This is a genomic window from Clostridium sp. OM05-5BH, assembly GCF_003481505.1.
Taxonomy (GTDB): domain Bacteria; phylum Bacillota; class Clostridia; order Lachnospirales; family Lachnospiraceae; genus Otoolea; species Otoolea fessa.
In genome coordinates, this window is record NZ_QULJ01000014.1 from 26,105 (window position 1) to 38,861 (window position 12,757).

Annotated in this window: 14 protein-coding genes; 8 read left to right on the plus strand and 6 right to left on the minus strand. The window is 39.9% G+C overall.

The annotated features are described in order from the left end of the window. Positions 1-29: 29 nt before the first annotated feature. The 8 genes from DXB70_RS13075 to DXB70_RS13115 all read left to right on the plus strand — a co-directional run bounded on the left by DXB70_RS13075 (position 30) and on the right by DXB70_RS13115 (position 9,073). On the plus strand, positions 30-1,001 hold the full coding sequence (locus tag DXB70_RS13075; protein ID WP_118570060.1) for an EamA family transporter: 972 nt from the start codon (positions 30-32) through the stop codon (positions 999-1,001). 312 nt (positions 1,002-1,313) lie between these two features. After that, positions 1,314-1,661 carry a TnpV protein gene (locus DXB70_RS13080; RefSeq protein ID WP_117796340.1) on the plus strand — a complete coding sequence of 116 codons (348 nt, stop codon included), beginning with the start codon at positions 1,314-1,316 and terminating at the stop codon, positions 1,659-1,661. A 157-nt stretch (positions 1,662-1,818) separates the two neighbouring features. After that, positions 1,819-2,883 (plus strand): PDDEXK nuclease domain-containing protein, encoded by a 1,065-nt coding sequence (locus DXB70_RS13085; RefSeq protein WP_118570061.1) that lies wholly within the window; start codon positions 1,819-1,821, stop codon positions 2,881-2,883. A 247-nt stretch (positions 2,884-3,130) separates the two neighbouring features. Beyond that, entirely contained in the window at positions 3,131-3,730 is a 600-nt protein-coding gene (locus DXB70_RS13095; RefSeq protein ID WP_181357169.1) for a hypothetical protein, read from the plus strand. Positions 3,731-3,886: 156 nt separating this feature from the next. Continuing rightward, positions 3,887-4,516 carry a TetR/AcrR family transcriptional regulator gene (locus tag DXB70_RS13100; RefSeq protein WP_021739680.1) on the plus strand — a complete coding sequence of 210 codons (630 nt, stop codon included), beginning with the start codon at positions 3,887-3,889 and terminating at the stop codon, positions 4,514-4,516. Positions 4,517-4,708: 192 nt separating this feature from the next. Then, positions 4,709-6,463: an ABC transporter ATP-binding protein gene (locus DXB70_RS13105; protein ID WP_107000357.1), complete on the plus strand. Its 1,755-nt coding sequence runs from the start codon at positions 4,709-4,711 to the stop codon at positions 6,461-6,463. Position 6,464: 1 nt separating this feature from the next. Beyond that, positions 6,465-8,204, plus strand: a complete 1,740-nt coding sequence (locus tag DXB70_RS13110; protein WP_118467829.1) for an ABC transporter ATP-binding protein — start codon at positions 6,465-6,467, stop codon at positions 8,202-8,204. Between the two features lie 254 nt (positions 8,205-8,458). Then, positions 8,459-9,073, plus strand: a complete 615-nt coding sequence (locus DXB70_RS13115) for a tyrosine-type recombinase/integrase (RefSeq protein WP_243099971.1) — start codon at positions 8,459-8,461, stop codon at positions 9,071-9,073. 154 nt (positions 9,074-9,227) lie between these two features. On the opposite strand, the gene DXB70_RS13120 is transcribed toward DXB70_RS13115, so the two are convergent. The 6 genes from DXB70_RS13120 to DXB70_RS13155 all read right to left on the minus strand — a co-directional run bounded on the left by DXB70_RS13120 (position 9,228) and on the right by DXB70_RS13155 (position 12,695). Then, a complete protein-coding gene (locus tag DXB70_RS13120; RefSeq protein WP_009271880.1) occupies positions 9,228-10,418 on the minus strand; it encodes a site-specific integrase in 1,191 nt (396 codons plus the stop codon). A gap of 77 nt (positions 10,419-10,495) precedes the next feature. Further along, positions 10,496-10,699, minus strand: coding sequence for an excisionase (locus tag DXB70_RS13125; protein ID WP_004613735.1), 204 nt, complete (start codon positions 10,697-10,699; stop codon positions 10,496-10,498). A gap of 374 nt (positions 10,700-11,073) precedes the next feature. Then, the gene (locus DXB70_RS13140; RefSeq protein WP_025487352.1) at positions 11,074-11,313 is read right to left on the minus strand and encodes a helix-turn-helix domain-containing protein; all 240 of its coding nucleotides are present in this window, start codon (positions 11,311-11,313) and stop codon (positions 11,074-11,076) included. Next, on the minus strand, positions 11,306-11,734 hold the full coding sequence (locus DXB70_RS13145; RefSeq protein WP_008787630.1) for a sigma factor-like helix-turn-helix DNA-binding protein: 429 nt from the start codon (positions 11,732-11,734) through the stop codon (positions 11,306-11,308). Before DXB70_RS13145 ends, DXB70_RS13140 begins: the two co-directional genes overlap by 8 nt. 279 nt (positions 11,735-12,013) lie before the next feature. Beyond that, on the minus strand, positions 12,014-12,238 hold the full coding sequence (locus tag DXB70_RS13150) for a hypothetical protein (RefSeq protein WP_008787629.1): 225 nt from the start codon (positions 12,236-12,238) through the stop codon (positions 12,014-12,016). A 31-nt stretch (positions 12,239-12,269) separates the two neighbouring features. Continuing rightward, on the minus strand, positions 12,270-12,695 hold the full coding sequence (locus DXB70_RS13155) for a hypothetical protein (protein ID WP_008787628.1): 426 nt from the start codon (positions 12,693-12,695) through the stop codon (positions 12,270-12,272). Positions 12,696-12,757: the final 62 nt, after the last annotated feature.

A 12,757-nucleotide genomic window follows, 5' to 3' on the forward strand; every position in this document is an offset into this window, starting at 1 on the left:
CTCATAAAAGAATAGTGGAGAAATGAAAGATGTTAAAAAGGAATAGAGATGGAAAGAATCAAATGAACATCAAGGAGTCGAATCATGCCACAGAAAAACAGGCATCAAATTCCACAGAAGTTCCTTCTTCGTCTGCCCGCCTCGGCGCTCTCTGCTGCATGATCGGCGCGACTAGCTGGGGATTTTCGGGAACATGCGGGGAGGCACTGTTTTCATCCTACCCGATCGATGCGGCGTGGGTGACGGCGCTTAGAATGCTGGGGGCGGGGACGATTCTTCTGCTTGCTGCCGCTGCGAAGGGAAAATTGCCGGTGCGGGCACTGGTTCAGGATAAGAAAGAGATGGCTCAGATGGTGCTGTTTTCGTTTCTGGGATTGGTGCTGTCCCAGTATGCGTACTTAAATGCAATCAAATGGACCAATTCGGGAACGGCGACGGTGCTGCAGAATTTATCGATTATCTTCGTGGCGGTCTTTGTATGCGCGGCAGAACGTACATTGCCCACGAAACGGACGTTTTTCTGTATCTGTCTGGCATTCTTTGGAGTCTGGCTGATCGCGACGGGAGGAAGACTGGACGGCATGGAACTGACGGCGAAGGGACTTTTCTGGGGAATCATGGGAGGTGTCGGCGCAGCTGCGTATTTCCTGCTTTCAAAAAATCCGGTGAATCAGTGGGGAAGTATTCCTGCAACCGGGATGGGAATGTTTATCGGCGGCGTGTTTATATCGGGAGCCGTCCGCATCTGGAAAGTTCCGGCGGAGCTGGACGGTCATGCCGCATTTTATCTGGGTGTGCTTGTGATACTGGGAAGTGCGGTTGCGTATACTCTTTTTTTAAAGGGAGTTTCTTTGACGGGACCGGTGCGCGCTTCGGTGCTTGCCTGCCTGGAACCGCTGACGGCGGCGTGCCTGTCAGCGGTCTGGCTGAATTCCGTTTTTACACCGGCAGAGTTGATTGGATTCGTCTGTATTCTGGCGACGGTTTTGATTATGAAATAGTATAAGAATAATATTAGAGATTTACTTTTTTAACAACACTTTGCAAGAATTCTCCTATCCTCTTTAGTGTGGCAGTATCAATAGAGAGAAAAAGGATTGATAATTTCACAAAATATTCACAAATAATTAGCACTCACCTATTGATAATGGAAGTCGATTTTTGTTCTGTCTTGTGTATCCTAGAAGTGCCTGTTTTACAGGCTTTCCGGGGCATCAGCCATTTTGTCTGGTATTGTAAAGCAGTGTCAGATTTGTCGTAAATGTCGTAAATTTGTGGTCAAAAAAAGATGAGAAATGGAGAGTGCTAATAAAATGAAATTAACGTATACAAATGTAAATGGATATCTAATCCCGAATCTCACCTATAAATCCGGTGAACAGATGGAGCAACTTGGCAAGTATGGTTTTCTTCGCAGAGATTATCTGAAAAACCATCGAAATTCAACTTATCAGGTGATGCTTCTGCAGGACACCATTGGAGAGCATCTTCTGGAAGTGGACAAGGCAGCCAGAGAATGGGAAAAGGTAATTCTGAAGCAGTTAGAAGAAAAAGAACCACTGCCGGATAAAGAAGCAGATCAGATGACCTGGGTAAGAGCTGTTAATCAGCACAGAGCGATTGCGGAAGAAATTATTCTCAAGGAATTGATTTATGTTTAAATGAAGGTGATGAGGTCGTGGAATGCGACCTCATTATTATATGTGACCATGAAAAAGCAGTAGGCAGAATGAGAAAAATAGGGTAATATAACAGTAAGCAGTTGGGACAGTTTTGAAATGCCAATTTGGCATTTCAAGTTATAGAAGGGGATCGATAATGAAAAAAGAGATATTAATAGCAGATAATATTGATAATATTTATGATGAAATAAATGCGTTAATCAGGGAAAAGAAAACTAATGTAAAAAAAGTTGTGAATGATGCCATTATTTCTCTTAATTGGGGAATTGGAAAAAGACTTAGTGTGGAGTTAACTGGAAATAATAAGCCTGAGTATGGAAAAAAGGTTGTTGCAGAAGTCAGTAAACGGCTGGAACAGGAGTATGGTTCGGGATTTGATAAAACATCAATTTCAAGAATGATTAAGTTTTATCAGGAATTTCCTGACTTCGAAAAAGTTGCGACATTGTCGCAACAATTGACCTGGTCGCATTTTGTAGAGATTCTGCCAATACAAGATGAGTTAAAAAGAGATTTTTATGCTGCAATGTGTATGCAGGAAAACTGGTCAGTGCGAACACTGCGTGAAAGAAAAAAATCCATGCTTTATGAACGAACTGCAATATCGAAGAAACCAGAAGAAACGATTAAAAATGAAATTGCGGAATTACGAGATGATGGAAAAATGAGTCTGGATCTTTTTTACAGAGATCCATATATGCTTGATTTTCTCGGTTTACGTGATACTTATAGTGAAAAAGATTTAGAAAATGCTATTCTTGCAGAATTAGAAAAATTTATTCTGGAAATGGGATCGGATTTTGCATTTTTAGCAAGACAGAAACATTTTGTACTGGATGGCAAGGACTACTATATGGATTTATTATTCTATCATAGAGGCTTGAGAAGGTTGGTTCTTGTTGAACTAAAGCTTGGGGAATTTGAACCGCAGGATAAAGGACAAGTCGAGCTGTATTTGCGATGGCTGGAAAAGAATGAAAGAGTGGAAGGTGAAGAAAGTCCGGTTGCACTTATATTATGTGCAGAAAAATCACAGGAAACTATAGAATTAATGCAATTGGATCATGGAAATATTCATGTGGGACAGTATATGACCAAAATGCCTCCAAAAGAACTTTTAGAACAGAAGCTATCCCTTGCTATTGCAAATGCGAGAGAATTGTTAGAACAAAGGGAAGAAGAATGGAAATTTTCAATTTAATAATGAAGTGCAGAGAAAGGCGTGAGTCATAGAAATGTGGCTTGCGTCTTTTTCTGTCTGGAAAGGAAGTGAGATAGAATGGCACAGATTTTTCGTGTAGAGAGAACTAAGAATTTTACGGTAATGAGTAATCACCATTTCAAGAATAAGAAGCCAGATTGAAAAAGGGGAAGTCATTGCATGGAGCAAAGATAAATATAACCTGTTCCATCAGCAGGTGAAAGACAGCTTAGTAGCGGATTGTGCAATGGCAGTGTTAAAAGCACTGGAAAATTGTATCAGCAAAGAAAAGTTTAAGGAAAAAATGAAACAGTTTGGATGGAATGTAAATTGGACAGAGAAACGGAAGCACATTACTTTTCAGAACCAGGATGGGAAGAAGGTGAGAGACAGCAATTTGTCAAAAACATTTCATCTGGATATCAGCAAGGAGGGACTAGAGAATGAATTTGATAGAAATAGGAAAAAATCCAGAGATATTGAAATCAGAGAAAGCAGAGCAGCCGAAGAACTTAGAAATTATTACAGAGAACTTGACACAGCCATCGCAGCTGCCGGAGGAATCACCGATCAAGCTCAAAGTAGAAAAAGATCTTCTAATGCAGAGTTTCGAGAGAGCGAAAGAGTTCATGCGGACACAGAAAAAGCAGATACAGATGCTGGAAGAAGAGAAACAGACGATCTTGTCCGACAGGCAGAGATTGCGAGAAGAAGTTCGGAAATCAACCGTAGGAATTCAGTGTCTGACAACCGAATTGTCCGAAACGCAGAAGCTGAATCAATCGCTTCAGCAGAGCAACGACGATCTGAGGAACAGAAAATCTGTCTGAATAGAACAGACTTGTAAAACTGCAGAAAGCATCTGCGGAGTGGAAACTGAATACACGAGGAAAATAAAAAATTGAAACACCAAGACTTGACAAATTCCTGTAATGAGTTAAAATATAACAGTGTTATATAGCACTGTTATATTTTGAAAAGAAGTTTAGAGGATACGAAAAGAATGTCGACGAAAGCAGAAGATACACAGAAAAACATATTAGATACAGCCAGAAAACATTTTCTGAAAGATGGTTTGACAGGAGCATCTTTAAGAAATATTGTAAAAGATGCAGGACTTACTACTGGCGCATTTTACAAATATTATCCGACGAAAGAGGCACTTTTTGATGCACTGACGGATCCTTATATGGAACATATTTATCAGATTTATGACCAGATCGTTGAGGAGTTTGAAAAGCTTTCTGCCAGTGATCAGACAAGGAATATGTCGGATACATCCAGTGATGGGATGGAGCAGATGGTTGATTATATCTATGATCATTATGATAATTTCAGATTATTGTTGAAATGCGGAGACAGTGGAAAATTTGAATTATTCATACACAATATGGTAGAGCGGGAAATGAAGTCCAGCCTGAATTATATGGAAAAGATGAAAGAGAACGGTGTAAAAATACCGATTGTAGAGGAAAGCCTTATGCATATGATCTATACGGGATTTTTTTCATCAGTATTTCAGATCATTGAGCATGATATAGACAGGGAGACTGCAAAGAAAAATGTACATCAACTGAAAGAATTTAATACAGGTGGCTGGGAACGATTGTGGAATATTGAATTTCCAGTATAACTGATGCAGGAATTCTGAATAGGTTATGTGTGTTGCAGGTTCTGGATTTCTGAATAAAGTTCAGACAGGATAATAATATCAGGTGGTTGATGCCAGTAGACCACCTATTTTATTATATGTTGGTTAGCAAGAACTAACAGAAGGTAAAATAATAAAACGAAACAATAAAACGAACGTAAGGAGTGAAAAGATGTGAAAGAAAAAAAGAAGTCGGCAGTCAGCTGGATCCTGACGTGGGCCGGACAAAAAAGAATTGCCTATGTGTGGAGTGTGTTACTTGCAATAGGAAATGTGATTTTTAAGATTTTGCCGTATTTTATTATTGCAGATGTAGTAAAGCTGTTTTTAAATGGTGAAAAGGAGTTTGAAATATATCTTGCAAAAGCGGTTCTGATTGCATTATCGTTTATCATTGCAGAACTGCTTCATTCACTTTCGACAGCATTGTCACATAAAGCAACGTTTGCAGTACTTGCAAATATAAGAAAATCCTGCTGTGACAAGCTGGCGCGGGTACCTCTTGGCTATGTGAAAGACACACCTTCCGGTACATTTAAAAATATTATGGTGGAAAGAATCGACAGTATCGAGACAACACTGGCGCATATTGTCCCGGAATTCACGTCCAATCTGCTGGCACCGATTGTGATTTTGATTTATTTCTTCCTGACAGACTGGAGACTGGCACTCTGGTCATTGGTGCCGGTTATAGTGGGATTTCTTTCCTATTTTGGAATGATGCTGGATTATAAACCAAGCTTCGAGAGAACGGTTCAGACAACAAAAGATCTGAATGATGCGGCAGTGGAATATATTGACGGAATCGAAGTGATCAAGGCATTTGGAAAGACAGAAAGTTCTTATGCAAAATTTACAAAGGCGGCTATGGCTTATGCAGATTCCTTTATTTCCTGGATGAAACGGTGCTCGATCTTTCATGGACTGATGATGGTGGTCACACCTTATACGCTTCTTACGGTATTGCCGTTTGGGGCACATTATGTAGCCAATGGAACACTTGCGATTTCAGATTTTGTCATCTGCATTATTTTATCACTTGGAATCGTTGGACCGTTGATCACAGTGGGTTCCTATACAGATGATCTTGGCAAGATCGGAGTGATTGTTGGTGAAGTGGCAGGAATTCTGGAACAGCCGGAGCTTGAACGTCCAGAGAAAAGTAAAAGTGTTCCAAAAGATAACTCCGTTACTCTTGAAGATGTCAGATTTGGTTATCACGACAAAGAAATCCTGCACGGAGTAACTATGGAGCTGAAAGCAGGAACGGTAAATGCAATCGTAGGACCTTCCGGAAGCGGCAAGTCGACCATCGCAAAGCTGATTGCGTCCCTGTGGGATGTGGATTCCGGAAGCATCAAAATCGGTGGAGTTGATGTCAAAGAACTGGCATTTGCAGATTTTAATCGGAAAATTGCATATGTTGCACAGGACAATTATCTGTTTAATGAAACAGTCCGTGAAAATATCAGACAGGGAAATCCAGATGCTACAGATGAACAGATCATCGAGGTGACAAAGAAAAGTGGATGCTATGAATTTATCATGCAGTTGGAGAATGGATTTGATACGGTTGTAGGAGGTGCAGGAGGACATCTGTCAGGTGGTGAGAGGCAGCGTATCTCCATTGCAAGAGCAATGTTAAAGGATGCTCCGATCGTGATCCTTGATGAGGCAACTGCCTACACAGATCCGGAAAATGAGGCAATTCTGCAGAATTCTATCGCAAAACTGGTAGCAGGGAAGACCCTGATCGTAATAGCACACAGACTTTCTACTGTTAAGGACAGTGACCAGATCTTTGTTGTAAATGATGGAAATGTAACAGCACATGGCACACATGAGGAACTTCTGGTGTCATGCCCGCTTTATAAGGAAATGTGGAATGCCCATATTTCTGTAAAAGATACGGTGAAGGAGGGAGAATGATATGTTTGGGATTCTGGCAAAATTCTTTCGTTTTTCAGGCAGGGAAAATGGCAATAAATTTAAACTGTCGATAGTGATCGGACTCATAGAGGCTCTTGCCTCAGCAATGAAGATTCCGGCTATTATGTACATACTGATTGGTCTGCTGAGTGGGAAACCGACAGGAAAATATATTGGAGGCTCCGTTGCGATTATGGTTCTTGCAATTGTAGTCGACGTAATCTGCAAGAGATACTCTACAGTGCTTCAGACAGAGGGAGGATATAATGCAAGTGCTTTTATGAGAATCAAGATTGCAGAACATCTGCGATATCTGCCGATGGGGTATTTCAATTCCAATAGTATCGGGGAAATTTCTTCCATTACAACCAATACAATGGAAATACTTGGCGATGTGGCTGCGAGAGTGGTTATGCTGACAATGCAGGGAATTCTGGAAACATCAATGATCATTCTTATGCTGTTTATTTTTGACTGGAGAATTGGACTGATAGCTGCAGCAGGAGTACTTATTTTCTTTGGGGTCAATTCTGTGATGCAGAATGCGGGTAAAAAAGATTCAGAGCAAAAAGTGGTATGCGATATGGAGCTTGTAAACCAGATCATGGAGTATCTGCAGGGAATATCAGAAGTTAAATCATATAACTTGCTTGGGAAACAGGCGAAAAGATTAAATGATGCAAATGAAGCATGTGAAAAGATCAATACAAAGATGGAAATGCTGTTTGTGCCCTATCATTTTCTGCAAAGTGTGATAACCAAAATTACAGGTGCTGTGATCGTGGCTTGCAGTGCATATTTTTATATTAATGGAACTATGAGTGCAGTTTATGCGATCGGTATGACAATTTCAGCATTTATGCTTTATGCCAGTCTGGAATGTGCAGGAAATTATTCATCTCTTTTACATGTGGTAAGCGTATGTGTAGATAAAGCAAATGCAATATTGGAGCTGGATACCATGGATATCGACGGTAAAGAAATACAGCCGGAAAATTACGATATCAGACTTTCTAATGTTTCGTTTTCTTATGACAAACGGAAGATCATTGATGATATATCGCTCTCTATTCCGCAGAAAACGACGACAGCAATCGTTGGACCATCTGGTGGAGGAAAATCAACACTTTGCAATCTGATTGCCAGGTTCTGGGATGTGGATTCCGGGGAAGTGACACTTGGAGGTGTGAATGTAAAAGACTACAGCATGAACAGTCTGATGAGTAATTTCTCATTTGTGTTTCAGTCGGTGTATTTGTTTGCAGACACCATTGAGAATAATATTAAATTCGGACGCCAGGATGCAAGTCATGAGGAAGTGGTGGAAGCGGCGAAGAAAGCATGTTGTCATGATTTCATCAGCAAACTTCCGAATGGATATGACACAGTGATCGGAGAAGGAGGAGCCACACTTTCCGGTGGTGAGAAGCAGCGTATTTCGATAGCCAGAGCGATTATGAAGGATGCGCCAATCGTCATATTGGATGAAGCAACGGCAAATGTTGATCCGGAGAATGAAAAGGAGCTGATGGATGCAGTAGATGCACTTACAAAGGAAAAAACGATTATTATGATTGCCCACAGATTAAAAACAGTCAGACATGCAGACCAGATTGTGGTTGTTGAAAAAGGAAGAATTGCACAGCAGGGAACACATGAGCAATTAATGAAACAGGAAGGTATTTATAAGAGATTTGTGGATGCAAGGCAGCAGGCGGTAAGTTGGAAACTGGTGCACTGAGAAATAATCTACAGTCGGTGAATATCCAAATTGAATTGTCTGAAAGAGATTTAATTTAAGTTTCGCTAAGTTTCACTTATATAGGCAGAATGAGGGATATTCAATAATGTAATATGAAAAAAGCACTGAAAACCGTTGGATTATGGGTTTTACAGTGCTTTTCCTTTTGCCAAAGAGGAAAAATGCAGTGAATTTAAGTTTTGCTACGTGTTGTGGATTTTAAGACATCTCACGTAAGGACGTTCTTTTCTGCATTGTCAGATGAAGGACTGGCACACAGTACGATCAAAGGTCTTTATGGCTTATTGAATCCCAGTTTTGAACTGACAGTGGAAGATGGGATTATCCGCAAGAATCCAGTAACAGGAACACTTGGAGATTATGGGGCTCCGGCAAAGGAGAAAGAAGCATTGACACTGGAACAGCAGGAAAAACTTTTGAAGTTTGTTGAACAGAGTAATGTGTATAAGCCTCATCTTCCAATGATGCAGGTTATGTTTGGGGCTTGCCTGAGAGTGAGTGAAACCATCGGCTTAACCTGGTCAGATGTGGATATGAAGAACAGGGAGATCCATGTAGGTGGACAGCTTGTGTATTATGAAGGTGATGACGGATATTGTTTCCATGATTCAGAAACCAAAACGGATGCAGGAATCAGAAATATTCCTATGACACAGATGGTATATGATGCGTTCCGTAAGCAGAGAGAACTGAACCTAATGTTTGGTTTACAGAGTAATGTTGAGATAGGTGGACGCAGTGGATTCATCTTTAATATAAAGCATGGACGTCCGATTATGCCAGCGGGAGTGAACAGCTTTCTGAAAAATATTGTTAATGCCTCATATAAAAACTTACTAAATTTCTGATTATCTTTTCATAAGTTGGTAAATGCCGATATATCCCGTATTTTAGGGCTTTATCGGTATTTTCTTTTTGGAAGATACCTTGCATAAGCTGGCATTTACCAGCATGAAAATGCAACCAAAAGTAGTAAATGAGTAGTAAATATAAGCTCCGATATTAACAAGCCAGTCTTTCCAGTTCCGCTTTTGCAGATTGAAATGTACCGTGTGCGTAATAGCCAAGTGTCATGGTTATGTTAGCGTGTCCCATGAGATATTGCAGGGTGTTTGGGTTCATTCCTCTATTTGCCATATTCGTACAATAAGTATGCCTGAATGAATGTGGTGTGATGTTCGGTAACTTATCCGTGTGATACTTGTTATATTTCTTAATCAATCCTCGCACCATACCCTCATAGTTTCCTGCAACTTTAGGCAAGCCCTCACGGTTTAAGAATAGGAAATTGCTGTAACCACCTACAATCAGCGGTTGTGCTTTTCCTCTGCTCTTTAGTATTCTTTGGATTGCTTGATAAGCCCGTTCTGTCAATGGAAGTTCCCGTTTTCCGTTTTTGGTCTTTGGTGTTTCAATATAGTAGCCTATTTCGCTATCTTTCAATAGCTGGTGGTCTATATTGAGTATTCTGTTCTGCATATCAATATGCGTCGTCAGTCCGCAAAATTCAGAAATACGAAGTCCCGTTTCCAGCAGAAGCACAACCTCATCATAATACTTGCTGTAAATCTTGTCCTTTTCCATAAAGGCAAGCAGGCGTTCTTCCTGCTCTGGTGTAAGGATAACTTTCTGCTCCGTATCATCTTCCAGAACATCACTTAGCTTAAATTCAAACGGGTTCTTTCTGATACAGTCGTCTTGTATCGCCATGTAAAATGACGCTTTCAAGGAACGCTTATAGTTATCAATCGTTTTATAGGCATATCCTTTTTCACTCATTCTGATAGCCCATTCTTTAGCGTCCGATTGCTTCACAGTATCAATCGCCCTCATACCCAACGGGTCGTTTTTCAGAGCGTTCATAAGATACTGTCGTCCTTTTTCAGTAGCCCTTTTGATGTTCTTTCTTTGGCTGTTCTTCTTGTCGTAGAGCTGGCAGACTGTCATTTTACCGCCGACTGTGTCGATACCGTCGTTAAGGTCTTTTTTTATCTGTGCTTCTTTTTCCCTCAACGATATATCATCACGCTTTCCAGCAGGTGTCTTGTCTGTCGGTACAAGTTTCCAAGAATAGACAAATTGTGGCTTTCCGTATATATCGGTATATTTATAAACGTATCTTCCGTCTTTTCGCTGGCTCTCTCCATTACGCAAATTGCGATTTTTACCGTCTTTTCGTTTTACATTAGACATAGTGTAAAGCTCCTTTCCGTCATGGAATGAGCCGTGATACGCTATATTTATTATACCATATCTACGGCTCAATGACATTAGATTTCGTCCAATGTATCTATGATTTTTTCAAATTGTTTTCGCTTAATCTGAATACGGTTACCGTTCACGATAACCCAGCCAGCGTCAATATTTTCTTCGGCTAATTTACGCAATTTCTTTTCGCCAATGCGGAAGTATTTGGACGCTTCTTCAATCGTCAGCGTATATTTTTCCCAGATAGGCACATCAGTATTGTTCATAATCTATGCACCCCCTTTACTGTGTGTCATTTTTTACAAGCAGGCAGACGGCTTTGGAAAGCTCCGTTAGTATCTCAACTATTCCCATTCTTGTGGGCAGAACCGCACCATGCGGACGTATCATTATTCTGTGAGGATAGGTCGTGGCAAAACGACTTTTCCAACAGTCGCTCTCGGATCACTGCGTGGGTCGCTCGCTTTCTTTTGAAAAGGTCGTGGCGTACAGTCCCCGTGGCTCGCTATCTCACAAACGTATCTGTCTGCTTTATTCAGTTGTCAAAGAGCTGTGGCGAAAGCGTGTTGCTTTCATGTAAAAGCAGGGGCAGAGCAGGAAAGAGGGGATTGAACAAATCATGCTCTGCGGTTACTGCTTGTTATTCTTCGGTTTCTAAAGGAATATCAAAGTCCAAAATCATTTTGATAAGTGCTTCTCTGATACGTCCTTTTAATTCCATGTCTACGACTATGCAGACATTACCATATTTGTCGTAGAACGGACGCAAACAACATTTTGATATGTACGGGTCATACAACGCCAGTATCTTTTCAATCGCATTTACGTTGCCGTCCACAGCCGACGAAATAAGGTAAAATGACGGGCGTGTGTTATTCATCATTCATGTTCTCCTTTAATTTTTTCTTGATTTCTTCAAGTGAGTTCTTCCTACTGCGGAACGACGTTGAACGGTTAATCTTTAATCTGTCGCCGATTTCTGTATCGCTCATGCCTAAGAAGAAATACATCAACAAGATTTCTCTGTCTTTTTCAGACAGATACTTAATCGCTTCTGCTAAATCATCATCAAGGACACGAACCTCAATACCACATACATCAAAGGCGGTATAATCGCTTTCGTATTCGTCCCAGACTGCCAGCTTTTCTACGACGATTTCTGGAAGTTCACAATAGGAAATTTCCTTATTTCTTCGTCGCTTTAATTCTTTGCGATAATTACGGACAATGCCTTTCACTACACGTTTGAGCTTGCAGTCAAATTGACATTGTATTGTCTTTTGGAAGTCCGACGGTTTCATATCATCACACCCCCTTTCCGTTATGACGTGAAAAGTGTTTATCCCTCTTTCCGCACCATATCTGTACAGCAAGGTGTGATTTGTTGCATGATTTTGAAAAAAAATGAAAAAATTTTTTCGGGTACAAAAAAAGCCCGCACAAAACATATAGTCTGTACGAGCTATTAAAGCTGTGAGATATTCAGTTGTTAATAAAATGCTGTTAGGTAGTGTATGACCGTATAAGATTATGCTTAAAACTTTCCATGACACAAGCCCCCTTACAGCACTTGATTTCTATTAAACTTTTGTCTTTTTTGTAATCTTGTAAATATATTCTTCTGGAGTAGGGCGTTTATTTCCAAAATACTTTCTGAAATTCTCCTGCACTTCTGGGTCGGTGCTGTTCATAGCTTCATCAATCGTCGCTTCAATATCAGCTCGAACATCAGCTAATGACACACCGCCAGCTTTTGCACCAGCTTTCAATGCTTTTTTAATATCTCGTTTTTTAAGTCCTATCATAGTATTACCTCGTCACAATTTACTGAATGTTTTAGAAATGTTTTTCAAAATGCTTATATAGAATAATCCCTAAAAATGTTTGCAGTAGGAATAAACCAAATATAATGCCTATAATCCATGCTTCAATATGAAGTAACGCAAGTACAAAAGCAACAAACAAGTACACGAAAGTCATTAACTGATATACTAAAGAACCAGCTTTCATTCTTAAAAATATTTTTCTTTCATCAACATTATTGATGTGATTTTCTCTATTTATATTTTGTAATTTTTCTTTATTTTTTGGCATTTCATAATAACAAATTTTCAATAATTGAACACCAGAAGCAAAAGCTAAACCGAACCCCATTGCGTAAAAAAGTGTAGCGTAATAATCAGTATCAATAACGAAATATCCAAAACATATAAAGATTATACCTATAATAATCTCAATGATAAATGATAATTTTTTCTTCATTGTTAATTCCACCTTTCAAAAGACTACATTTTCTGTATTAAAAAAATCGTTTTATGGTTGTT